The sequence below is a fragment of the Natronococcus amylolyticus DSM 10524 genome (genome assembly GCF_000337675.1).
GTDB lineage: Archaea > Halobacteriota > Halobacteria > Halobacteriales > Natrialbaceae > Natronococcus > Natronococcus amylolyticus.
Window position 1 is genome coordinate 428,782 of sequence record NZ_AOIB01000013.1, and the last position, 23,083, is coordinate 451,864.

Consider the following 23,083-nt stretch of genomic DNA (forward strand, 5'->3'; position numbering starts at 1 on the left):
CGGAAGCGAGAAAATCGTTGTGGAAGTCGCGACGGAGCTGTCGACGGTCCAATGGTTTTTGTCTCGAGTCGTCGTACGCAACGATATGAGCGGTACCGATCTCGTCGAGCGCGTCCGACTGTTCCCATCCGTCCTTTTTTTCCGCCGATCGGCGCCCTGATCGTCGGCGGCCTCCTCGGCAGCACACCGTTGATCGCGCTCGGCGTCCTCGGCGTGATCCTCGTTCCGATGCTCGTCTTGCTGTTCGGAGACGCGGCAACCGTCGAGCGATGGTGGGGCGAAGAAATGGCCGAGCGACTCGAGACCGAGTCGAGGTCCAACGACACGCGTTCGGCGGAGGGCGACGCCTACGAGATGCTGAAACGACGGTACGCGAACGGAGAACTCGACCAGGAGGAGTTTGAGCGCCGCCTACAGGCGATTCTCGACGCCGATTCCGCGTCGGAACGGACGGACGTCGAGCCGTCGCCGCCGTCCCGCCCGGAGACGCGACCGGGAGCCAAACCCAAACCGACGGAACTGGCGAACATGGATCGCGACCCCGAGCCGACGGAGGACGTTCGCTGACCCGTTCTCACCAACCGAACGTCGACGCCAGTGGACTCCGTCCCGCGAGCACGTTCGCGACTCGGGATTCACTGCGGGACGGCACTTTCCTCAGTCGGCTGTCTCGGACGGCTGCTCCCGTGTCTCGCTCGGTTCGTCCCGGAAGTACTCCTCGAGTTCGAACGGTTCGTCCTCGCCCTCGACGCCGGTGACGTCCAGCGCCGTCACCTCGGCCTCGGTCTCGAGCAACCCCGCGAGACTCGGCTCCGTACGCCCCTCGTCGCTGCTGATGAGTTCCTTCACGTAGAGCCCGCCCGCACCGTGGAGGCGAACCTCCGCGTTCGTGGGCGATTCGAGATCCCCATCGATTTCGTAGACGGTGCGCTCGCGAGTCAGTCCCGCGCGACGGTGATCGACGCGCTGGGGGGTGTACTGCTCGACGGTGGTTCCCGAGAGCTCCTCGAGTGCGGTCTCGAACGCGTCCTCGTCGATCGCGCTGGAAAATTCGACGTCCGCGCGGTAGCGCTTGCTCGCGTCGTGTTCTTTCACCCGTTCGACCATCTCGTAGGTCGCGAGTCGCAGCCCCTCGACCTCCACCGCGCCCTCGGCTGCGTCGTTGATCTCGCGCTCGAGGTCGGCGGGGTCCGGCTCCCGAAATCGGGGTCGCTTGACCTCGAGCACGAACGGCCGCCCCTCCTCGAGCATCCGGGCGTCGACGTCCTCGCGGCCGGCGCCGTGGAAGGTGCCCTCCTCGCCGTCCATCGCTTCGACGACGTGGGGGCGGACGACCTGCTCGACGCTGGTGTCGTACATGTAGCCCGAGCCGCCACAGTAGTCACAGGGCTCCTCGCCGTCGTCGCCCAGCTGGATCCCGCTGCCGCCACACTCCCGGCAGGGCCACTCCGTCTGGGGGATATCCCGCTCGAGCTTGCGGTAACGGCCGTAGACGAACGCGGGGTTGATCTGGACGTCGACCGCGTGGCTCGTGACGGCGTCGTCCGCGTCGAACTCGAGAGGGTCGAACGCCTCGAGGTCGACGACCGCGAGCACGTCCGGCCGGTCGAAGTCGACCTCGGTGCCCGTCTTCGATCCGACGCGGCGACCGACCTCGCGGTTCATCTCGCGTTTCATCGACTCGCCGACGTCGGGCTCGAGGCTGGCGTCCTCGCGGAACAGCCGTTCGTTCTCCTCGACCAGCGGTGGAACTCGAGTGCCGACCTGGTAGGTGGCAAAGTCGACGCCCTCGAGTTCGCCGACGATCGTCTCCGCGATCGCGTCGAAGGTTGCGCAGTAGCCCTCACAGACCCAGCACGCATCGGGATCGACGGGCTCGAAATCGTCGTCGTCCTCGATCGCGATCGTCGTCCGCAGCGCCCGACCCCGCTCGGCGTTAGTTAGCCCGAAGCTCCGCTCGGCGAACGGCCGGCCGAGACAGGAGTCACAGACCGATCCCGTCGCGAGCAGCGCGCGGGCGTCCTCGGTACTCATATGCGCCCACTCGGGTAGCCGCGGGTAACACGTTTTCCATTCGACGCCTACAGCGGGTCACCGTGTCGGACTGTCCCACGAGGTTCAAATACGTCCGGTACAACCCGTCGGTATGGACCAGTATCGACCGAGCCGCCGCGGCGTTCTCGCGGGTGCGGGCGTCGGGCTCGCCGGCCTGATCGCCGGCTGTGCCGAACCGCGGACCGAGAGCTCGATCGAGGGGGACTCCTCGAGCGGGATCGACCGGGAGAACCGCGCGGACGGGTCGACCTACACCGACGTCTACGAGACGATCATCGACTCGGTGACCCAGATCCGTGTGTTCGGGATCGAGGATCCGTACACCGAGGAGGAGGGCCGGGGGCAGGGATCGGGGTTCGTCGTCGACGGCGAGTACATCGTTACGAACGAGCACGTCGTCGCCGGCGCGGAGGAGGTCGACCTCCAGTACATCAACGGCGACTGGTCGGGTACCCGGTTGCTGGGCAGCGACCGCCAGAGCGATCTCGCGGTCCTCGAAGCCGACCACGTTCCGGACGGCGCGACCCCGCTGGGGCTGGCCGAGGAACGACCCGTCGTCGGCCAGGAGGTGCTCGCGATCGGCAACCCCTACGGCCTCGAAGGCTCGATGTCGTCGGGGATCGTCAGCGGGGTCGATCGAACCGTTCCGGCACCCCACGGCGAGTTCACGTTCCCGAACGCTGTCCAGACCGACGCGGCAGTCAACCCCGGCAACAGCGGCGGGCCGCTGGTCGACCTCGACGGGAACGTCGTCGGCGTCGTCAACGCCGGCGGCGGCGACAACATTGGCTTCGCGATCTCGGCCGCGCTCTCCCGACGGGTCGTCCCCGCGCTCATCGAAGAAGGCGAGTACGACCACCCGTTCCTCGGAATCGCGCTCGCGACCGTCGACCGACTGATCGCCGAGGAGAACGACCTCGAGCAGGCGACGGGTGTCATCGTCACCGAGACGCTTCAGGAGCCAGCACTCGGCGCTCTCCGAGGGGCAGAGCGAACCGTCGAGCGCGGCGGCGAACCCGTACCGGTCGGCGGTGACGTCATCCTCTCGATCGACGGGGAACCGATCCCGGACCGTCACGCGCTCTCGACGGTCCTCGCGCTCGAGACCAGCCCCGGCGATACCGTCGCGGTCGAGCTTCGTCGCGACGGCGAGGTCAGCACCGTCGACCTGACGCTCGGGGTGCGACCGACCGACGACTGAAGGGAACGAGTATCGGACCGAACGCCGTCCGTAGGGTCGACGATACCGGTTGTCGACAGCGAGAGTAACCGGTATCGATGCAATACATTCTCGATTTTAGTACAGTCTTTTACAACTGATTAAGGGTCCTGAAAAGCGTCCGAGAGGAACGCTACCGCGACAGCTCGGTCAGTTAAATCCTCGATAACAATAGTGGGCTTCGGCGTAGTCGGCAGTGGCGCGATGGCCGCCTGTTCCCTATGACCAGCACCAACACAACCGACCCCGACGCCGGGCAGACTCCTTCCGTAGACGTACATCTCGAACTCGACAGCGTCACGATCCAGAACAACGACGGTCCCAACGAGTGTGCGATGTTTCCGCGGGACGCGACCGAGATGGAGCTGATGACCAACTGGATCGCGGCCTACGACGACGCGTTCGTCAGGCTCGAGTCGATGCGCTGAGCCATGTACGCCTGGAGCACCGTCACCGCAATCGGGTTCTGGATCGGGACCCTCCTCCCGGTCGTCTACCTGCCGGTGTTTGTCGCCGGCATCGATTCGGCGCAGGCACTGACGCTGCTGTTCGGCCTGCTCGCCGTTCACGCGCTCGCCCTGATCGTCGGGCACGGCTACGACGGCTCCCGAACCCGGTGACCGGTCGATCCCCGCTGACGCTCCGTTTATTCCGAAGGCTGCCAGACCTGTGCCTGCGGCGTGCCGCAGTCGTCACAGACTGCGGCCGCGTTGTCCTTGTACTCCTCGCGTTCGAGTTCGCCGTCCTCACAGACCGGACAGGGTCGTCCCTCGAGGATAGCGAGTACGTTCCGTCGCTGCCCGGCGGTGGACTGCGGTTTCGACATACCACACCCACTGCCGCCTGACTGACGTGAAACCGTTCGCCCTGTGTATGCAATGAACGGGTTGGTGAAATTATTGTGTGGAAGAAAGTCGCAAAGAAGTTGTTCCGACCGAGTGCGATCCGAAATCGTCGCCCCTATCCCCGCCGCTGGCGTCGTATCGGTATGCGCCAGTTCGTACTCATCGGTCACGAAGTCCCGACCGAGCCGTCGTTCTCGCTGGACGATCTCGCGGGCGGAGCCGGTCGACTCGACGCGCTCTGTCGGTCGATCACATCGGCGTTCGTCACCTCCCACGGGATCCGCGAGGACGTCCGAGTCCACCTCGTCGCGGGCGACGAGTTCACGATCACCTTCGACGGAAGCGAGCTTCGGCGGCTAAACCCCGACGAGCGAAGCACCGCCGCGCTGGTCCGGAAGGCACTCGAACACCGCGAGGAAGCAATCGGTGCGATGCCGGCCGAACCCAGCCCCGGGGTCGAGCTCTACCGCCGCGGGTTCGAGGATACCCTCGAGATCGTCGCCGACGAGGGCACCGTCGTCCAGCTCCACGAGGACGGGGAGCCCGTTACCGCAGCGGAAACGCTCGAGGATCCGGTCTTCGTGCTCTCGGACCACCGGGACTTCACCCCCGAGGAGGCCGGGCTACTCGAGACCGCGGCCGACCGACGACTCCGGCTCGGCCCCGAACTCCTCCACGCCGACCAGGCGATCACGGTAGCCCATCACTTCCTCGACACCGACGGCTACGAGCGCGTTTAGGTAGTTGTTAGAGGTTGGTTGCTAACAAGTGCCACGATTTCGGCGGTGTATAACGGGAGTCGTTTCGCTCGAGCGGGGCAGAAGGCGCCGAGCTCGAGGCAGGTACCGACGGTCGAGAGCTGCCGTCAGCCGGTCCGAGAGCCGTTTTCGGAAGGGTTAAACGAGCGGCTATCCACACTTTATCTGCGGGCCGGTGGGGTAGCTTGGTATCCTTCGGCCTTCGGGTGGCCGTAACCGCGATTCGAATTCGCGCCGGCCCACTTTCTCCCGCACCACAACAACGAGAAGCGGAGCGACGAGTCTGCGATAGGGAGCCAGACCGAAACAGAGTCAACCGAACGGGAGACGCACGGTAACGCGGATCTGTCGCAGCGCGACCGTCTCGCGAACTATCAGAGGACTCGATCGGGCCGAATCCGAACTATCACCCGCTCGGTTTCGACCGGGTTCGGATACTCCTCGACGTCCAGATACCGCTGCGAAAGCTCGTCGATGTGGGCTCGAGCGCCGTCCGTCTGCAGTTCTTCGACCTCACCGACGACCGACAGGTACCGGTACGGATCGTCCGGGTCGGTCATGCTGACCCCGACGACGGGGTTCGCCCGCGCGTTGCGCTCCTTCTGGCGGCCGCGCTCAGTGTTGACCAGCAGTCGCTTTGCCTCGGGATCGTAGTCGATCCAGACCGGCGTAATGTGGGGCGCGCCATCGGCGGTTAGGGTTCCGACGTGAGCGAACGTCGGTTTCTCGAACAGGTCGTGGTACTCCTCGGGGATCGGGACCATGGTTTGGGACACGCTCGCCGACTTCTTGGTGCTGTCTCTCACTGGCGTGCTCGCTCGAGCGAGCACGCGAATGCCGGGGAGCGGCGTATGGTGGTCGAACGAGACCTACGGGTATGGACCAGACCCGACGACGACTGCTGCAGGTCGGCGGCGCGACAATGGCGACCGCACTGATCGCCGGCTGTGGCGACGACGAAGACGATGAAGGGGCTCCGGAAGATCCCACGGAAGAGGACGAGGACGGCGGGATCGACGGCGGCGAGGACGACCAGGCCGAAGCCGAGGAGGGGACCGGGAACGGCCAGGAGGCCGACGAGGACGACGAGGAGTAACCCCGCGACGCTACCTCGAGGCGGTTTCTGTTGACTCTCGGATCGACTCGAGCGACGGGAGTAGCTACTCCGAATCCAAACCGTTACTGGATTCGAGCGCCTCGAACTGACGATGACCGACGGACTCGACAGTGACGTCGCCTCCGCGGACGACGTCGCAAAGCGACGCGACGATGTTGCAGCCCGCGTACGAACTCACGCCGGCGAGATGGCCCGTGAGTTGGCGGTTCTACAGGGCGGAGACTACGGCCAGCGGACCTTCGAGACCGACGACGGAGACTGGACGTTGAAGTACGAGGCCGGCGACGTCCAGTACCTGCGATACGAGCCGAGTTCGGGCTCCGAGATCTACGTCGTCTCGAGCAAACAGCCACCCGAACCGGGCCCGTTCGAGCGGGCGCTCGAGGACTACGACGCGTTCGTCGAGGTCTTCAACGACCACATCGAGTCGTTCGAGGGGCTGTTCGACGACGCGGCGACGGAGCTCCCCGCGGTCGCCAGCGCGGCGGAGCTGGCCGCCGAGCGTGACCGCATCCTCGAGCGAATCCGGGAGGTCGCGACCGCGATGGCCCAGCAGCTCCACCGCTACGACGGGGAGTACGGCACCTATCGGACGACGGTGTCGGGCACCCGCTGGGAGCTGAAGTGGGACGGCGACGCGGTTTCGTACCTGCGAGTCGGCGGATCGGATGGCACCTACCTGCTCTCACAGTATGGCCCCGCACCGGCCCCAGAGGTTCGTCGGCTCGTCGGCGACGTCGGCGCGTTCGTCTCCTCGTTCAACGAGGACGTCGCCGACCTCGAGGCGGACCTCTCCCGCGTTTCATTCGAGACGACGACGTAGGCGCTGCCTACGGGTACAGACAACGACTGTAGGGACTCCGTTCTCCGCCTGCTCGAGGACGACCCCTACGGACTCCGCCTGGTGCCGGCTGGGAACGGTACCTGTGTCCGTGCTCGGACGACCGATCGTAGACCGTTCGTTCCGGCCTCGAGAGGGGAAAGCCGTCACGGACGAACCGCTCGAGGCCGTCGCTCTCCGGCGGGTGACGGAACAAACGGAACGCCCTCAGACGTCGACGTATCGACTGACCCACTCCTGGCGCTGCTGGAGTTCGCGTCGACCTTTCGGCGTCAGCGCGTAGTAGTTCGTCCGCCGGTCGAGCTGGCCCTTCTCGATGAGCTCCTTCTCGACGAGCGCGTCGAGATTCGGGTACAGTCGGCCGTGTGTCACCGGCTGGTCGATATACTGGTTGATGTCGTCGAGGATTTCCTGTCCCGACGGTCGGTCCTTGCCCGCAATGACGTACAGCAAGTCGCGCTGGAATCCGGTTAGTTCGTCCATGGAGTGTCCTCTGAGTGACGACCTTCAGCGATCTGTGGCTTTGTTATAGAGCGGGTACGTTCGCTCGTCCCACCGGAACGCACTACATAGGCGGCTTTCGGCTCACGCTACTCGGTCACAGTCCGAAACCGTGACGGGGCGTTTTTTACGCCGACTGCCGTATCGGGAGTTATGCCAACCGATCCGCTCGCCTGGGAAACCCTCGAGGAACGGACGTCGTACTCCTGCCCGGGGTTCGACGTGCTCACCGAAACCGTCCGACTTCCGGACGGGTCCGAAACCGAGTTCGACTACGTCTCGGAGCCGGCGAGCGTCTGCGTCCTACCGTTTACGCCCGACGGCGACGTCGTCTGCATCGAGGAGTGGCGCCAGGCGGTCTCGCGGGTCAATCTCGGCCTTCCCGTCGGCGGCACCGAACCCGAGGACGACGACCTCGAGGCCGCGGCCAGGCGCGAACTGGCCGAGGAAACCGGCCACGAGGCCGAGCGACTCGAGCCGCTAATCACGGTCGAACCGGCCAACGGGTTCGCCGACTCGGTCATGCACTTCTTCGTCGCCTACGGCTGTCGCCCCGCCGCCGAGCAGCGCCTCGACCACAACGAGAGCATCCGTCCGACCGAGACGACCCTCGAGGAGCTCACGGAGGCGGTCCGTACCGGAGAGATCCGCGACGGCAGGACGGTGCTTGCGCTGTCGTACTACCGGCTGTTCGAGGCGGACGAGTAGATAGCTCGTGAAGCGAGACGGGGCGCCTGGTCCATAAAAAAGACGGCCGCGAGCGATCGCGGCCGGTGGTACGGTTCGATCGCTCGAGCGGACCGTTCAGCGCAGGGCTGCGATCGAGGACGTCTCGTCCTCGTCGTCCTCGAGGTCGTTCTCCTCGTCGTCGGTCTCTTCGTCGGGCTCGGCCTCGTCGTCGGTCACTTCCTCGAGGTCCTGGGCGTCCCCGAGCGTGACGGTGTCAGCGTTGGCGTCGGTGACCGAGATCGTGGAGGCGGAGGCCTGGGAGACGGTTTCGGTCGTGGCCTCGTCGTTCTCCTCGTCAGCATCGTTCTCGTCCTCGTCGGCCTCGTTTTCGTCCTCGTCGGCTTCCTCGAGCGATTCGATCGTCATCGAGTCGAAGGTGATCTCCTCGACGTCGAACTGCTCGATGGTGAGGTCGTCGATCTCCTGGGTTTCGCCGTTCTCGTCCTCGTCGGCATCGTTCTCGTCCTCGTCGGCGGCGTTCTCCTCGTCTTCCTGAGCGGCGTCTTCATCCGCTACATCGTCGTTCTCGTCCGCAGCGGCATCGTCTTCGTCCGCAGCCGCGTCGTTCTCCTCTTCGTCGTCGCCGAAGATCCCGTCGAACCAGTCACCGATATCGTCGAGGAGCCCGCCATCCTCGACGGTCAGCTCGTCGATCGTCATTTGTTCGACGTCCATCGTCTCGATGGTCAGGGTCTGGATCGTGAGTTCGTTCGCGTCCTCGTCGATCAGATCCTGCCCGTTCTCGGGGGCCTCATCGTTATCGTTCATCTCTTCGTCCGTCTCGTCATCTGCGAGGTCGTTCTCCTCGTCAGCTTCTTCGTCGTCCATCATCTCGTCATCGTCCATCATGTCCTCGTCGTCCATCATGTCCTCGTCATCCATCATCTCGTCATCGTCCATCATGTCCTCGTCGTCCTCCTCGAGCTCGAGGTCGTCGATCGAGACGTCCTCGAGGGTCAGCGACTCGAGCTGGATGTCCGAGATCGTTACGTCCTCGGTGGTCTCGGTGTCAGCAGTATCGTCCTCCTGGTTCTCATCTTCCTGATTCTCTTCACCGTTTTCCTCGAGTTCTTCCTCGAGATCCTGGGTGTCGGACTCGAGTTCGTCGACGTTCAGCTCCTCGATCGTCGCGTCCTCGATCGTCACTTCCTCGAGGTCGAGGGTCTCGACCTGGACGTTCTCGAGGGTCGCGCTCACGTCTCCGGCGTCGTCGCTCGTGCCCGCTGACGCGCCGGCGAGGGCGGGACCCCCCGAAAGCGCGACCAGCAGTGCGACGAACACGACGCCGAGTTTCTGTACGTTTGAAACCATGCGAGCCGACCGTGGTCGGTAGCCGAGCTAAAACGAGCCGACTGTTACGGTGTCGTGCTGGAGACAAGCCGGAATTAGCGACCGACTCCGGCGTCCTAATCAGTCGTTCACTCCGACCAGATCGGCGGCGACTCGCGATCGAAACCATTCCTGTCAGGTTTCAGACATCCTGAACGCGATGGTCGGTATCACTCCGCGGGAACAGGACGTTTACTCACGGCACCGAAAAGAAATCGCGATCAGTCCGCGGTCGACACCGCCGACCGACCGGAATCGGTCGATCTCGCGTGCAATCCGGTTAGCTCAGCGCGGCGATCGAGGGGAGACCGTCGTCGTTCTCCTCCTCGTCGTCATCGTCGTCGAGCAGCCCGTCGTCATCCTCCTCGTCGTCATCGTCATCGAGCAGTCCGTTATCGTTCTCCTCCTCGTCGTCGACCGCCTCGAGCTCCGCGGCGTCGCCGAGCGTCAGCGTGTCGACGGTCGCGTCACCGATCGAGATCGACGAGGCGGACGCCTGGCTGACCGTCTCCTCGTCGTCGTTCATCTCGTCGGCGTCCTCGTCGTTCATCTCGTCGTCTTCAGCCGCGTCGTCATCCATCTCCTCGTCGTCGTTCATCTCGTCGTTCGCGTCCTCGTCGTTCTCGGGCGCGTCCTCGTCGTCAGCTTCCTCGACCGACATCGCGGTCATCGAGTCGATGGTCATCTCCTCGACGTCGAACTGTTCGATGGTGAGGTCGTCGATCTCCTGGGTTTCACCGTTGTCGTCCTCGGGTGCGTCCTCGTCATCCATTTCCTCGTCGTCGGCGTTCTCCTCGTCCTCGGCCTCGTCGTCGTTCGCGTTCTCTTCGTCATCGACGCCGTTCTCCTCGTCATCGACACCGTTCTCTTCGTCTTCAGCCGCGTCTTCGTCGTTCATCTCGTCGTCCTCGACGGTTAGCTCGTCGATGGTGAGCTGCTCGACGTCCATCGTCTCGATGGTCAGAGTCTGGATCGAGAGCTCGTCAGCCTCCTCGTCGATCAGATCCTGGCCGTTCTCTTCGGCCTCGTCGTTGTCGTCCTCGAGCAGGCCGTCGTCGTTGTCGTCAGCTTCGTCGTTCTCCTCGTCGTTCAGGATGCCGTCGTCGTTCTCCTCCTCGTCGTCGGCTTCGTCAGCCTCCTCGTCATCGACGCCATTGTCCTCCTCGTCGACGTCGTTCATCTCGTCCTCGTCGAGTTCGAGGTCATCGACCGAGACGTCCTCGAGCTCGAGCGACTCGAGTTCGATGTCGGTGAGGGTCACCTCGTCGGCGTCCTCGTCGTTCATCTCGTCCTCGTCGTTGGCGTTCTCCTCGTCATCGACGCCGTTCTCTTCGTCGTCGGCGTTCTCCTCGTCGTCAGCCGCCTCGTCCTCGTCGGCGGCATCGTCGTTCTCATCGAGTGCGTCCTGAAGCTCCTGGGTGTCAGCGTCGAACTCCTCGACGTTCAGCTCCTCGATGGTAGCGTCTTCGACCGTGACGCTGTCGAGTTCGAGGCTCTCGACCTGGACGTTCTCGAGTGTTGCGCTCGTGTCTCCGGCGTCGTCGCTCGCGGCTGCGGACGCTCCGGCGAGGGCAGGACCCCCCGACAGAGCGACCAGCAGAGCAACGAAGACGACGCCGAGTTGCTGCGATCGTGAAACCATGCGAACCACGCTACATCCAGCCGGAGAGTAAAACGAGACGACTGTTACGCCATTATCGTCGAGAAAAGATCAGTTAGAACCGTGTAACCGTCGCTAACCTCTCGTTCTTCGTCTCGTTTCTTGTGACCGTAATCGGCGGCGACACTACGGAGACACCGCGGCGACACGACGCCGATCGATCGGCTCCGGATCGACGGACGGGCCCACCGGCGGAGAACGGAACGTTTACCGACGCCCTCGCCAACACACGGTCGATGCGCGAGTGCTTCGAACTCCGGGACGCCGACGCCGGCGGTCGTATCGGCGAACTCACCGTTCCGCGAGCGGACGTGACCGTCGAGACGCCGGCGCTGTTGCCGGTGATCAATCCGAATCTGGACACGATCTCCCCCCGTCGGCTCGCCGAGGAGTTCGGCGCCGAGATCCTCATCACCAACTCCTACATCATCTACGGCACCGAGGACGTTCGCGAGGCAGCCCTCGAGGACGGCCTCCACGAACTGTTCGACTTCCCGGGGGCGATCATGACCGACTCCGGCTCCTTCCAGCTCGCGGAGTACGGCGAGATCGACGTCACGACCGAGGAGATCCTCGACTTCCAGTACCGGATCGGTTCGGACATCGCTACCCCAGTCGACATCCCGACCCCGCCGGACGTCTCCCGCGAGCAGGCCGAGGACGAACTCGCGACCACGCAGGAACGCCTCGAGATCGCCGAGACCGTCGATACGGGCGAGATGCTCGTCAACGCGCCCGTCCAGGGCTCGACCTACCCCGACCTCCGCAAGGACGCGGGCCGACACGCGGCCGAAACGGATCTTGACGTCTTCCCCGTCGGTGCGGTCGTCCCCCTGATGAACGACTACCGCTACGACGACATGATCGACGCCGTCGCGGGCGCCAAACGCGGTCTGGGCGCCGACGCGCCCGTTCACCTCTTCGGCGCCGGCCACCCCATGATGTTCGCGCTCGCGGTCGCGATGGGGTGTGATCTGTTCGACTCGGCCGCCTACGCGCTGTACGCCCGAGACGATCGCTACCTGACGGTTCGTGGCACCCGCCACCTCGAGGATCTCGAGTATCTGCCGTGTTCGTGTCCGGTCTGTACCGAAAACGACCCCGACGATCTCCGGGCGCTCGAGGACAAACCACGGGAGAAAGAACTCGCCGCGCACAACCTCCATGTCACCTTCGAGGAGATCCGACGTATCAAGCAGGCCATCCGTGCGGGCAACCTCCTCGAGCTCGTCGAACAGCGCGCCCGCGCTCACCCGACGATGCTCGACGGCTACCGGACACTGCTCGATCACGCCGACCAGCTCGAGCGCTCGGATCCCGTCTCGAAGGGCGCCTTTTTCTACACCTCCCACGAGAGCGCGCGCCGACCCGAGGTACTGCGCCACCACCAGCGCCTCGACCGTCTCGCGGTACCCGACTCGTTGTTTCTCACCGAGGGCGACTCGGACAGCGAGCGCTACGACGAGTCCTGGCGGGTCCAGCCGCCATTTGGCCCCTTCCCGCGGGCGCTCTCGAAGAGCTATCCCCTCACCGCCGAAGTGCCCGAGCGAACCGACCGTAGCGCGCTCGAGGCCGCAGCCGACGGCGTCGCCCGCTTAGTTGAGACGAATCCCGAGACCGAGTTCGCGCTCGGCCACCGGGGGTGGCCGGCGGACGTGCTCGAGCGGATACCGGACGGCGTCGACCTCGTTGATCTGTCGGGAGAAAGCGGCTGAAGGTTCCGTTTGCGGGTTCGTTTGCGAAGCCGCTACTGCACCCAAATAGCGATTACAGCGCGGCTCCTCGAGGACGGCGTCCGACACGGACCAGAACAGCAAAGGGGCGAGCGCGACCCAGTAGCGGTATGCTCGGGGCCGCGTCGCTCGTTCTCGGCGGAATCGTTGGGGTGTTTTTCGTCTCGTGGCTGGTCGGCCGGGTTCGTTCTTCCGACAGCGAGCGACAAGCGTCCGCAGCGCGCCATCGGGAGGCCCAGCAACGCGAGCCGCCGGTCGAGATCGGCGACACTCGAACGGTCGCCATCGAGGAGTTCACGACGCATCACTCCGGGACGCGTCAGGCGGTCTGCAGGATCGAGGGGTTCGTCGTCTTCGTCGAGGACCTGCCCGGCGACCTCGAGGAACGAGACATCATCGAGATCACGATCCTCTCGTTCAACCGCGGCCACACCTCCGCGACCGCGACCTTCCTCGAGCGGGCCTGATCACTCCCCGAGTTCCTCCTCGAGCGAGAGCCACCAGAGGTAGCCCTCGCCGGCGACCTGGTGGCCCTCGAGTCGACCGGCCTCGACCAGCGACTCGAGCCGGGGGACCAGCTCCCTGGGAGTAACGTCGAACTTCCCCGCGAGATAGGTCGTGTTGACGACGGGCTTGGGGGCGGCGCGGATCGCCTCGACGAGTCGGTCGTCGATCGCGTCGCCCTCGGTGTTTTGATCCCTGTTTGACGGTGGCGACATACGGGACGTACGGTCTCGACCGGGTTGAATCTGGGCCCAACGGGAAACGGGGAGGGTTTTTCGCCGCTGCCAGTGTGGATTGGGTATGCTTCGCCCGCTGCTGCTCGCGTTCGCCATCCTCGAGATCCTCGTACCGGATCGAATTGTTGCTCGGGGAGAACGGCTTGCCTTCGAGAACCCGGAAAGCGGCCGACTTCGACCCTGGACGCTTCCCCTGGCGCGCCTCGAGGGTGTCACCGCGATCTGGCTCGTTCGGAACCGCGAGACGGCGTGGCCCGGCGTCAAGCCGCTGTTCGCCGTTCTCGGCCTGCCGGCCCTGTTACAGCCGCGGGCGTTTCTGAACGTCGCGCTCGCGACGGCCTACGAGAACCCCGAGGACATCGAGCTCAAGTCGTGGGTCGTCCCGTTCACGCGGGCTCTGGGCGCCTGCTACCTCGTCGTCGCGCTGTGGCCCGGCCGCTCCGGATCGCCGTCGGACGCCCGGTCGGAGCCGTAGCCGACGGCTATCGACAGCCTCTTTCGCGCCCCACCGTCATATCCGGTATGACCGACTACTTCGAAGTACACGCACGCGACGGGGCCGCGCGCGTGGGCGAGCTTCGTCTCGAGGAGCCGCGTTCGACGCCCGCGCTCGTCGACGACGTCCTCGAGGACGCGGGCTCATTGTGGAGCGCCGATCGGGGGGTGCCCGAGGGCGACGACTCCAGTCTCACCGTCCTTCCCCACCGCGGGTTCCCCGGCGGCACCGCCGACGAGGTCAAGGAATCCTTCGCCGTCGAGTATCCCAATGTCGACTACCCGAGCGTCGCCGTCGTCTCCAGCGACCACGCCGACGACCACGGTACCGACGCCTACGCCGTCTCGGACGTCCAGTCGATCACCGGCCACGGTGCGGCGCTGGTCGAGGCCGTCGTCGAGGCCCGCGAGGCGATACCCACCGACACCGCGCTCTACTTTTCGGGGGTCGCCACGCCCCGTAACGTCGCCGTGCTCGCCTACGCGGGTGTCGACCTGTTCGACGAGACAGCCACCGTCGTGAAGGGAACCGAGGGTCGGTATCTCACCACGGACGACGCCTACTTCCTCGAGGACCTCGAGGAGCTGCCCTGTGCCTGTCCCGCCTGCGAAAAGTCGCGCGAGGAGTTCACGCTCGAGGACTGCGTCGAACACAACGTCAACGCTCTCGAGGCAGAACTGGGGATCGTCCGCCGACGGATCCGTGACGGCCGACTCCGGGACTACGTCGAGGGCCAGGCCCGCCAGGACCAGTGGCTCACCGCCGCGATGCGCGAACTCGACTCGCAATGGGGCTACCTCGAGGAGCGCACCCCGATCCTGCGAGACGCACAGATCGACGCCGCGAGCAGCGATACGATTCGGCGGGTCGAGATCCAACGCTACGCCGACCGGGTGACCACGCGGTACCAAAACCGGTTCAACAACCCGCTCGTGCTGGTGCCCTGCTCGGCGGCGAAACCCTACAGCGAATCCCAGAGCCACCGCCAGTTCCACGACGCGATCCAGTTCCGGGGCCACCTCGTCTCGATGACCAGCCCCATCGGCGTCGTCCCCCAGGAGCTCGAGACGACCTACCCTGCCCAGCACTACGACACCGTCGTCACGGGTCGCTGGTCCGAGGACGAGAAACAGTTCGTGAGTCAGGTTCTGCAGCGGTACCTCGAGCGTAACTCCTACCCGGAGATCATCGCCCACGTCCCCAACGAGGGCTACCGCGACATCGTCGGACGGGTCGAGGACGAGCTCGAACTCGATATTACGTACACCGTCGAGGAGCACCCGACCGAGACCGAGTCGCTAGCGAACCTCCAGCGGGCGCTCTCTGGCGAACTCAAATACTCCAAGCGCGAACGCGAGCACAACACCGTCCGCGCCATCGCAGACTACCTGCTCGGCGACGGCGCGGGCGACGAGCTCTTCTCCGATATTCAAACGACAAGTCGGTACCCGAAGATCCAGGTTCGCGATCGCGACGAGACGCAGCTGGCGACGATGGTACCCCAGTACGGGACGCTGTCGTTCACGCTCGAGGGCGCCGAGATGTGGGTCGACAGCGAGGCGCCGACCAAACGTGTCGAGATCGACGGCTTCGTCCCCCACGGCAGCGTGCTCGCGCCGGGGGTCGTCGACGCCGACGAGGAGATTCGGGTGGGCGACGAGGTCGTCGTCGAGGGGCCAAAGGCCTTCGGCGTCGGCCGCGCCGAGATGTTCGGCCGCGAGATGGCCGAAAGCACGCGCGGTATCGCCTGCGAGATCCGTCACGTCGAGGAGAAGTAGTCACAGACGCACAACCTCTATGCGAATCGGCCTATGATCCGTGAGTTGCGCTTCCGGTGGGTCAATTCCTCCCCTGGCACCAGTTCGGCAGCGTATCGTACACAGACCAAGCAGGTGACGAAACGATAGTCGGTTTCTCCTGTGGCCCTCGAGAATCGCGTGCCGAGTACGCAGCGCGAACACGACGTCCCTCGTAAGCCAACCGACGGGGCTAATCGCCGGTCAGCACCGACCACTGGCAATTAACCGGGCCGGCTCGTGCAAACCGTCCTGTTTTATCAGTACGTATTAGTGTGCATATACAATGAATACCACTCGGCGAACACTGGTAGCGTCGGGAACGTCTCTCGTCGCGGCTGGGGTGTTCGGGTCGCTGTCGACGGCGGCGGCCGAACACGACGAGGACGATGAACTTGCCGAGGACGATTCCGAGTACTCTCCAGTCGAGGAGTCCGCGAGCTGGTCGTCGTACGCCGGGACCGTGGGAAATACGGGTGCCGTACCCGCAGACGGCGCCTTCCCTGAGCCGGAAACGGTCGCGTGGGAACACGACGACTCGGGCCACGTCGCCATCGCCGACGGACGGGTCTATCTCCGGTCGGAGAACTCGCTTTACGCTCTCGACGACGGTGATGGTTCGGTCGTCTGGACGGCCGACGACGTCGGAACCGAAGGCGGTGTCCGGTATGGAACGCCGGCAGTCGCCGACGAGACGGTCGTTATCGGCGGCGATCGACTGACGGCGCTCGACGCCGACAGCGGTGAGGTTCGCTGGAGCCAGGAGTTCGATACCGAGAGTGACGAGGCGGTAACGAGCCCGACGGTGGCGTTCGACACCGTGTTCGTCGTTGCCGACGAGGCCCTCCACGCCTTCGAATTAACTGACGGATCGCTCCGGTGGAGTCGGGAGTCGATCGAACTCGACCCGCCCGAGGATTCGGATCTGGACGACAGCCAGGATGTCGCCTTCGTCTCGACACCGGCCGTGTCGAACGAGTACGTCTACGCGGGTGTGGGTCACGACGACCCCGCCGGGGTGGCGGCTCTCGACGTCGATGCAGGCGAGACACAGTGGGCGCATGCTATCGAAGAGGAGACGAGGCGGTACGCCGAGAGCTTCAACCGTGATATTCTGGCAACCGAAAACAGAGTATACACGCGTGGGGGTGACGTCGACCAGGGACTGCAGTACCCCGTTCTGGATTCTCGGACGGGTGAGGAAGTGACCCGAGAGAACGCATCCCGAACTCGACCGGCCGCGACGGACGAGGTTCGTGTCGCGACGGGACGAAGTGGATTCTCTGTCGAGAACCACGAGACGGACGAAGGGTGGAGCAAGGGTGGTGACGCGGACGGATGGAGCCACACGGACGCATGGGGACAGCCGGCCATCGCCGGAGAGATACTCGTGATCCCGTATCAAGTAAATGCCCCGGAGGGAGACGAAAACGATGGGATCTACGGCTTCGAGCTCGAGGACGGAACCGAACGGTGGCAGTTCACCCACGCCGATGTGGACGGCACAGATGTCTGGAACACCCACGGGTTCGTCGTCAGCGGGGAGAGTATCTACGTCACTGGGGGAGATCAGCTCCAGGTCCTTCGCCCCGAGGATCAGGAGCAGCAAGAAGAGAGCGACGAGGAAGACGAGGAGCAGCAAGAAGAGAGCGACGAGGAAGACGAGGAGCAAGACCAAGAAGAAGGTGGCGAGGAAGACGAGGAGCAAGATCAAGAAGAGGGCGGCGAGGAAGACGAAGAGCAAGAAGCGGACGACCAACCGGAGGATTCGGACTCCGAGGACGAGTCGTCAGACGAGGAGCCATCGGAGGGCGACGAAGCTGACGACGGGGTTGATGAAACGCCAGGCGACGACACGGCGGAAGATGCTGACGATGATGCGTCGGACGCGGAATCCACAGAAGGGGCCGACGACGCCGACACCGGTGATGCCGACGACACAGACGAGGCCGACGAGGACGATACTGACGAGGCCGACGAGGAGGAAGACGATACCGGCACCGACGACGGGGGCGCCGAGGCCGACGAGGGTGACGAGGACGTGGACGAGGGTGACGACACCGCTGGTGACACCGACGACAGTGATGACACCGACGACGCCGATGGGGTGCCCGGCTTCACCACCGGTGCGGGTATCCTCGGTGGCGCGCTCGGTCTCGAGTGGATGCGTCGGCAGGCGAGGACGGACAAGTCGGACGAAAAGCAATAACAGCGAGGACGAGCCGGTCGTACCGTCGCATGCTGTTGTTCGTCCGAGCGGGACTGTACGGAGGAAGAACGCGGTACGGACAGGCGGTACCACTGCGGTAGCGCCACGAGCGCAGCACCCGCGAGCGACCAGCGGGAGCGAGCGGCCTTTTTAGCGTAGATTTTTGCAAGCGGTTCGAGCGACCGCAGGGAGCGAGGACCCGCAGCAAAAAGGTACGTGTGCTTACCCGCGGATCGACGGCACGAGATCTAGCGCAACCGCAGCGATGGCGAAACCGAGAACAACGAGTGCGAGGCTGACGACCGCACCGGTCGTCCCGGCCACCTCGAGCAACCCTCGAACCCCGGTCGCGACGAACAGCAAGGCGAACCCGAGCAGGGCAACGGTACCGACGACATCGAGCAGTGCGTCTCTGACGGCGGTACGGACGACGGCGTACAGCTCCTCGCGATCGACCTCGGCCGCCGTCCCGCCGTCAGGTTTCGGTTCCGTTCCCATACGCACCGACGCGTTTCGAGGCGTATAAGTTTTCGAGAACGAACGATCGAGAGCGTCGACCGAACGGTTATTCAGCCTTCGCCTCCGACCGCCCGTCGTGAACCTCTCGATCGTCGATCTGGCGCCCGTTCGGGACGGAGAAAGCGCAACCGAGGCCTACGAGCACACCACCGAACTCGCTCGAGTCGCCGAGGAACTTGGCTACGAGCGATTCTGGGTGGCCGAACACCACGGGCTGGCCGACTCGATCGCGAGCACCACGCCGGAGGTGCTGATCGCCCACCTCGCCGCGAAAACCGACGACATTCGCGTCGGTTCGGGAACCGTCCTGCTGAACCACTACAGTCCGTTCAAGGTCGCCGAGACGTTCGCCTCGCTGGACGGGCTGGCGCCCGGCCGGGTCGACCTCGGGCTCGGTCGCGCGACCGGAATGCCGGAAGTCGACCGCGCGCTGGGCACCGAGCGACGCAAGCGCAACCCCGATCAGGACCACCGAGAGAAGGTCGAGGCCGCTACGAGCCATCTCTACGACGGGTTCGAGGAGGGCCACCCCTACGCGGATATCAAGATCCCGCGCTCGGCCGACGACGTCCCCGAGATCTGGGTGCTCGGCTCGAGCCCCTCGAGCGCCGAGATCGCCGGGGAGCTCGGCCTGCGGTACTGCTTCGCGGCGTTTATCCGCCCACAGCTCGCCGAGCGCGCCTTCGAAACCTATCGCGACAACTTCGATCCCTCCGCGTTCGACGCCGGCCCCGACGAGCCCCGGGGGATGCTCGCGGTGAACGCGGCGTGTGCCGAGACCGACGAGGAGGCGGCGCGACTGCGGGCGACGGCCGAGGCCTCGTACAAACGGATGCAGCGCGGTGTCGTCGGCTCGATGCCGTCGGTCGAGGAGGCGATCGACGAACTCGGCGGCGTTCCCGAACCGACGCCGAACCCGCTTCCGGACGGCGAGTGGCCTCGCTCGATTTCGGGGAGTCCGGAGACGATGCGGGATCTGCTCGAGCAACTGACCGACCGAGTCGGCGTCGACGACGTAATCGTCCAGAACCTGATCGCCGATCACGACGACGTGATCCGATCGCACGAACTACTCGCGGAGACGGCCGATCTCACGGCCGCACGCTGACCCGACTCGGACGGGGTCGAAGCCGCACCGTTACCAGTGAGCCGCCAGGTTAGCCAGATCGACGCCGATCGCAAACGGAAGCAACAGGACCGTCGCCGCGTACACGAGGCCAACCAGGACGGTATCGCGGACGCTTCGGTCCGGGAAGTCCTCCGACGTCAGCGAGTGACGTACCGCGCCGAGCAGCGTCCTCGTTTCTCCGAACGCCCGTTCGGTTCCGTTCATCGCTAGCGTTCACCCCCGTGACGGATTCGCATGATAATTCTCAATCTATTGTGTGGGCTGGATTCGGATAACTGTGCCCATTGCATTACGAAGGTGTTCGGGTACGGCAGGATCGATCCGACTGCCCGATTCGATCACTCCCCGAGTACCGAATCGAAGAACTTCCGCTCCGAGGTCCGCAGATGTTGGTTGAACGTCGCGGGTGAGATCCCGAGTCGGTCGGCGATCTCCTCGCCGGTACTCTCGCGGGGCCAGTCGAAGTAGCCCGCGAAGTAGGCCGTCTCGAGGGCGGCCCGCTGCTTTTCGGTGAGGTCGCTCTCAAGAACCGACTCCGAGCCCGACTCCGAGCGATCGCCCCGTTCGGTCGTCCGCTGGGCGAGGTAGGTGACGTCCGGGCGCTGTTCTTTGAGCAGTTCGATCATCTGGCGGGTGTCCCGGCCGCGAGGGAGTTCGACGACGAACCGGAACTCCCCGTCGGCGATCGTCGCGGAGGCGACCCGACCGCCGTGGGTCGCGATCGTCTCAAACAGCGAGACCGCCGTCGGCGCGACGAGCTCGAACTCGAAGTAGTCCTTTCGAGCCGAGAGGACCCGCGCCTCGCCGAGACCGTCGGTTTCCTCTATCGTCTCGAGGAACGTCTCCTGCTCGAGGTCGGACGCGGAGCCGTAGACCAGCAGCGTCTCGTCGCCGTGGATCATCCGATCGAACCGGATCGTACACGACTCCTCGGTGGAGAGGGCGATCAACTCCGGGGCCATCTCCCCGATCCGGAACTCGAGTTCGATGACGGCGTCGCTGACCAGCGCGTCCTTGCGTTCGATGGCGGTGATCGCGTGGGCGATGACGTCGCCGATCCGCGAGAGGATCGTCGCCTCGGCGTCGGTGAACGACCGGGCTGACGCCGAGTAGACGTTCAACACGCCGTAGACGAGATCCTCGTGGACGATCGGGATCGCGACCGTTGATCGGTAGCCGCGGTCGCTTGCAGCCTCCCGCCACGGGCCGAACGTCTCCTCGGTCTGCGTATCCTGGGCGATCTGGACCTCGCCGGTTCGGATCGCCGTTCCGGAGGGTCCCTGGCCCCGTTCGTCGTCCGGATCGGCGGTGACCTCGACTTCGTCGAGGTAGCCGTCCTCGGCGCCGGCGGCCGCGGTTGGCTCGATCCGGTCGCTGCCAGGGTTGACGCTCCCGAGCCAGGCGAACCGGTAGCCGTCCGACTCGACGAGGCGGTCACAGACCTCCTGTTCGAGCTCTGCGCGGGTCTCGGTCGTGATCACCGCGTGGGTGATGTCGTGGCCGATTCGGTTGAGGCGGTTGAGTGCCTCGAGCTGTTCGCGCTGGCGTCGGCGCTGGCGTTCCTGGTGGGCTCGCTCGATCGCGTGATGGATCGTCCGGATCAGCAACTCGTCGGTGACCTCGTCCTTGACGAGGAAGTCCTGGGCACCGCTTTGAATCGCCTGGACGCCGACCTCCTGGTCGCTGACGCCGGTGAAGACGACGATCGGCGTCTCGTCGGCGACGTCGTCGACCGTCTCGAGGGTGTCGAGCCCACGACTGTCCGGAAGGTTCAGATCGAGCAACACGAGATCCGGCGGCGTCGATCGGAGCGTCTCGAGGCCCTCCTCGAGATGGTCCTCGTGGATCACCGTCGGCGCCTGGTTCGTCGACTCGTCGGGGTTGACCCGCTGGGTGAGTTCGGTCGCGTCCCGGAGCATCTCCTGGATCAGCCGCGCGTCGCCCGGGTTGTCCTCGATCAGCAGCAACTCGAGCGTGCCGCCGATATCGGCGTCGTCGCCGGCTCCGGAGACGACGTCGTTCATTGACCGTCCTCCTCGGGGGGGAGTCGGACTACGGAGAACCAGAACTTCTCGAACGCGCGGACGGTCTCGATGAACTCGTCGGGGTCGACCGGCTTCGTCAGGTAGGCGTTCGCGTGGAGCTCGTACGATCTGGCGATGTCCTCCTCAGCTCGCGAACTCGTCAGGACGATCACCGGGATCGACTGAAGCTGGGGATCGTCCTTGAGATCGGCGAGCACCTCCTCGCCGTCCTTCCGGGGAAGGTTGAGGTCGAGCAACACGAGATCGGGTCGCGGCGCGTCCTCGTACTCGCCTCGCTGGTGGAGAAAATCCAACGCGTCGCTGCCGTCCGAGACGGTGTGCAGGTCGTTGTCGATCCGACCCTGCTTGAACGCCTCTCGAGTTAGACGGACGTCACCCGGATTGTCCTCGACCAGGAGCAGCTGTGCGGGTTCGGGGGAGTGCTGTCCTGACTCGCTCATTGGTCTTCGGTTAGTACTCGACGGTCGTTTCTGCTTCGGTTTCGCAGGTGAAGGGAGAGCTTCGACGCGGTCCTCGAGTCTCGTTCCGCGTCCGAACTCGCGGACTCCGTCTCGAACCCGCAGCGAGCGCAACTGTTCGGAGACAAGGTTACCTGCAATTGTCGACGAAGACGGATATACGTGCGGTCTTCGCGTGCGAACTTTGATCCCCGAACACGACAGTCGTGTCGTCGAACGCACCCCATTACGAGCGGGAGACCCCCCGGCTGGAACGCCATCCGTTTACAGAGTTCCGTATCGTGGTATGAACTGTATCGGTGAAAACGGAGTCGCGATGGCGGCGAATGCGAGCCGCTACGGCGTCGCTCGTCTCGCACGCGGAGGATGGATATACAGCCGTCGCTCGAGAGTCTCTCGATCGCCGCAGTTCGGTTGTCGGTGGACGACGAATCCCGTGTCATCGAGACAGGACCGGACGGCTCGGTGCCGGATCGTTCCCGACGGGAACGGGGTTCCGTTCGGAGCCCCGTCGCTCCGCTACCGGTCACCGTCGCGAGACGACCGGGGTGAGTGTGATGTAATTCGATAGATGGCGCTAACGATCGTCCGCGAAGAGTGCGATGTCGTGATCGTGTTCCGAATCACTGGGGCCGATTCTTCCTCGAGCGCGTCCGAGCGGCCTCGGTGCTATAGTAACAACTGAAACGGTTTGGACACCGATCGCACACCCGTCATGCGATCGGGTGCGCACTGACTTTCAGTGGCTACTATAGTCGACCCCTAGTTTCCACGACGGGACGACGCGGATCCAGGCGAACGGAGAACGTATAGTAAATTGGATATCGCGATAGAGAATCGATTACAGTGGCGCGGTTCGTCCCCTTCCGTGGTCCACTCGCCTGCTGCTACCAGCAATTCGGAT

The 23,083-nt window shown here is 64.7% G+C and carries 25 protein-coding genes and 1 tRNA gene; 15 read left to right on the forward strand and 11 right to left on the reverse strand.

Going from position 1 to position 23,083, the window contains the following annotated elements; genetic code table 11:
- Window positions 1-189: 189 nt before the first annotated feature.
- Window positions 190-567 (forward strand): SHOCT domain-containing protein, encoded by a 378-nt coding sequence (locus tag C491_RS04315; RefSeq protein ID WP_005554057.1) that lies wholly within the window; start codon window positions 190-192, stop codon window positions 565-567.
- Window positions 568-657: 90 nt separating this feature from the next.
- Here C491_RS04315 and C491_RS04320 read toward each other — a convergent pair whose 3' ends face one another.
- The gene (locus tag C491_RS04320) at window positions 658-2,034 is read right to left on the reverse strand and encodes a tRNA pseudouridine(54/55) synthase Pus10 (protein ID WP_005554058.1); all 1,377 of its coding nucleotides are present in this window, start codon (window positions 2,032-2,034) and stop codon (window positions 658-660) included.
- A gap of 112 nt (window positions 2,035-2,146) precedes the next feature.
- On the opposite strand from C491_RS04320, the gene C491_RS04325 reads away from it, so the two are divergent.
- The 3 genes from C491_RS04325 to C491_RS04335 all read left to right on the forward strand — a co-directional run bounded on the left by C491_RS04325 (window position 2,147) and on the right by C491_RS04335 (window position 3,894).
- Window positions 2,147-3,256 (forward strand): S1C family serine protease, encoded by a 1,110-nt coding sequence (locus tag C491_RS04325; RefSeq protein WP_005554060.1) that lies wholly within the window; start codon window positions 2,147-2,149, stop codon window positions 3,254-3,256.
- 239 nt (window positions 3,257-3,495) lie between these two features.
- Window positions 3,496-3,702, forward strand: coding sequence for a DUF7511 domain-containing protein (locus C491_RS04330; protein WP_005554061.1), 207 nt, complete (start codon window positions 3,496-3,498; stop codon window positions 3,700-3,702).
- Between the two features lie 3 nt (window positions 3,703-3,705).
- Window positions 3,706-3,894 carry a hypothetical protein gene (locus C491_RS04335; protein ID WP_005554063.1) on the forward strand — a complete coding sequence of 63 codons (189 nt, stop codon included), beginning with the start codon at window positions 3,706-3,708 and terminating at the stop codon, window positions 3,892-3,894.
- A gap of 26 nt (window positions 3,895-3,920) precedes the next feature.
- On the opposite strand, the gene C491_RS04340 is transcribed toward C491_RS04335, so the two are convergent.
- Window positions 3,921-4,100: an HVO_A0556 family zinc finger protein gene (locus C491_RS04340; protein ID WP_005554065.1), complete on the reverse strand. Its 180-nt coding sequence runs from the start codon at window positions 4,098-4,100 to the stop codon at window positions 3,921-3,923.
- Window positions 4,101-4,262: 162 nt separating this feature from the next.
- Between C491_RS04340 and trmY the strand changes: the two genes are divergently transcribed.
- Window positions 4,263-4,859: a tRNA (pseudouridine(54)-N(1))-methyltransferase TrmY gene (trmY, locus tag C491_RS04345; protein WP_005554066.1), complete on the forward strand. Its 597-nt coding sequence runs from the start codon at window positions 4,263-4,265 to the stop codon at window positions 4,857-4,859.
- Window positions 4,860-5,046: 187 nt separating this feature from the next.
- Window positions 5,047-5,119: transfer RNA gene (locus C491_RS04350), tRNA-Pro, on the forward strand.
- A gap of 132 nt (window positions 5,120-5,251) precedes the next feature.
- On the opposite strand, the gene C491_RS04355 is transcribed toward C491_RS04350, so the two are convergent.
- Window positions 5,252-5,641 carry a PPOX class F420-dependent oxidoreductase gene (locus C491_RS04355; RefSeq protein ID WP_005554068.1) on the reverse strand — a complete coding sequence of 130 codons (390 nt, stop codon included), beginning with the start codon at window positions 5,639-5,641 and terminating at the stop codon, window positions 5,252-5,254.
- A 113-nt stretch (window positions 5,642-5,754) separates the two neighbouring features.
- Here C491_RS04355 and C491_RS04360 point away from each other — a divergent pair, with 113 nt between their 5' ends.
- Both C491_RS04360 and C491_RS04365 read left to right on the forward strand, forming a co-directional pair.
- A complete protein-coding gene (locus C491_RS04360) occupies window positions 5,755-5,973 on the forward strand; it encodes a twin-arginine translocation signal domain-containing protein (protein ID WP_005554070.1) in 219 nt (72 codons plus the stop codon).
- A gap of 112 nt (window positions 5,974-6,085) precedes the next feature.
- Entirely contained in the window at window positions 6,086-6,817 is a 732-nt protein-coding gene (locus C491_RS04365; protein WP_005554073.1) for a hypothetical protein, read from the forward strand.
- 225 nt (window positions 6,818-7,042) lie between these two features.
- On the opposite strand, the gene C491_RS04370 is transcribed toward C491_RS04365, so the two are convergent.
- Window positions 7,043-7,318 (reverse strand): PadR family transcriptional regulator, encoded by a 276-nt coding sequence (locus C491_RS04370; protein WP_005554076.1) that lies wholly within the window; start codon window positions 7,316-7,318, stop codon window positions 7,043-7,045.
- Between the two features lie 171 nt (window positions 7,319-7,489).
- Here C491_RS04370 and C491_RS04375 point away from each other — a divergent pair, with 171 nt between their 5' ends.
- Window positions 7,490-8,044, forward strand: a complete 555-nt coding sequence (locus C491_RS04375; protein WP_005554077.1) for an NUDIX hydrolase — start codon at window positions 7,490-7,492, stop codon at window positions 8,042-8,044.
- 96 nt (window positions 8,045-8,140) lie between these two features.
- Here C491_RS04375 and C491_RS04380 read toward each other — a convergent pair whose 3' ends face one another.
- Window positions 8,141-9,376, reverse strand: a complete 1,236-nt coding sequence (locus C491_RS04380; protein WP_005554078.1) for a hypothetical protein — start codon at window positions 9,374-9,376, stop codon at window positions 8,141-8,143.
- Between the two features lie 298 nt (window positions 9,377-9,674).
- The gene (locus C491_RS04385; protein WP_005554079.1) at window positions 9,675-11,036 is read right to left on the reverse strand and encodes a hypothetical protein; all 1,362 of its coding nucleotides are present in this window, start codon (window positions 11,034-11,036) and stop codon (window positions 9,675-9,677) included.
- Between the two features lie 254 nt (window positions 11,037-11,290).
- Between C491_RS04385 and tgtA the strand changes: the two genes are divergently transcribed.
- Window positions 11,291-12,769: a tRNA guanosine(15) transglycosylase TgtA gene (tgtA, locus tag C491_RS04390; protein WP_005554080.1), complete on the forward strand. Its 1,479-nt coding sequence runs from the start codon at window positions 11,291-11,293 to the stop codon at window positions 12,767-12,769.
- 128 nt (window positions 12,770-12,897) lie between these two features.
- Window positions 12,898-13,254, forward strand: coding sequence for a TRAM domain-containing protein (locus C491_RS04395; protein ID WP_005554081.1), 357 nt, complete (start codon window positions 12,898-12,900; stop codon window positions 13,252-13,254).
- On the opposite strand, the gene C491_RS04400 is transcribed toward C491_RS04395, so the two are convergent.
- On the reverse strand, window positions 13,255-13,506 hold the full coding sequence (locus C491_RS04400; RefSeq protein ID WP_005554082.1) for a hypothetical protein: 252 nt from the start codon (window positions 13,504-13,506) through the stop codon (window positions 13,255-13,257).
- A gap of 85 nt (window positions 13,507-13,591) precedes the next feature.
- Between C491_RS04400 and C491_RS04405 the strand changes: the two genes are divergently transcribed.
- From C491_RS04405 to C491_RS04415, 3 genes are all read left to right on the forward strand, one after another.
- Complete coding sequence (locus C491_RS04405) at window positions 13,592-14,002, forward strand: hypothetical protein (protein WP_005554083.1); 411 nt, start codon at window positions 13,592-13,594, stop codon at window positions 14,000-14,002.
- A 47-nt stretch (window positions 14,003-14,049) separates the two neighbouring features.
- The gene (gene arcS, locus C491_RS04410; protein ID WP_005554084.1) at window positions 14,050-15,801 is read left to right on the forward strand and encodes an archaeosine synthase subunit alpha; all 1,752 of its coding nucleotides are present in this window, start codon (window positions 14,050-14,052) and stop codon (window positions 15,799-15,801) included.
- 304 nt (window positions 15,802-16,105) lie between these two features.
- A complete protein-coding gene (locus C491_RS04415) occupies window positions 16,106-18,028 on the forward strand; it encodes an outer membrane protein assembly factor BamB family protein (RefSeq protein ID WP_083909284.1) in 1,923 nt (640 codons plus the stop codon).
- A 222-nt stretch (window positions 18,029-18,250) separates the two neighbouring features.
- Here the strand turns inward: C491_RS04415 and C491_RS04420 are convergent, their stop codons facing one another.
- Window positions 18,251-18,526, reverse strand: coding sequence for a hypothetical protein (locus C491_RS04420; RefSeq protein ID WP_005554086.1), 276 nt, complete (start codon window positions 18,524-18,526; stop codon window positions 18,251-18,253).
- A 97-nt stretch (window positions 18,527-18,623) separates the two neighbouring features.
- Here C491_RS04420 and C491_RS04425 point away from each other — a divergent pair, with 97 nt between their 5' ends.
- The gene (locus C491_RS04425) at window positions 18,624-19,655 is read left to right on the forward strand and encodes an LLM class flavin-dependent oxidoreductase (protein ID WP_005554088.1); all 1,032 of its coding nucleotides are present in this window, start codon (window positions 18,624-18,626) and stop codon (window positions 19,653-19,655) included.
- 30 nt (window positions 19,656-19,685) lie between these two features.
- Here C491_RS04425 and C491_RS04430 read toward each other — a convergent pair whose 3' ends face one another.
- The 3 genes from C491_RS04430 to C491_RS04440 all read right to left on the reverse strand — a co-directional run bounded on the left by C491_RS04430 (window position 19,686) and on the right by C491_RS04440 (window position 22,161).
- Window positions 19,686-19,880 (reverse strand): hypothetical protein, encoded by a 195-nt coding sequence (locus C491_RS04430; RefSeq protein ID WP_005554090.1) that lies wholly within the window; start codon window positions 19,878-19,880, stop codon window positions 19,686-19,688.
- Window positions 19,881-20,014: 134 nt separating this feature from the next.
- Window positions 20,015-21,700 (reverse strand): bacterio-opsin activator domain-containing protein, encoded by a 1,686-nt coding sequence (locus tag C491_RS04435; RefSeq protein ID WP_005554092.1) that lies wholly within the window; start codon window positions 21,698-21,700, stop codon window positions 20,015-20,017.
- Window positions 21,697-22,161 (reverse strand): response regulator, encoded by a 465-nt coding sequence (locus C491_RS04440; RefSeq protein WP_005554094.1) that lies wholly within the window; start codon window positions 22,159-22,161, stop codon window positions 21,697-21,699. The genes C491_RS04435 and C491_RS04440 overlap by 4 nt, the downstream gene beginning before the upstream one ends.
- Window positions 22,162-23,083: the final 922 nt, after the last annotated feature.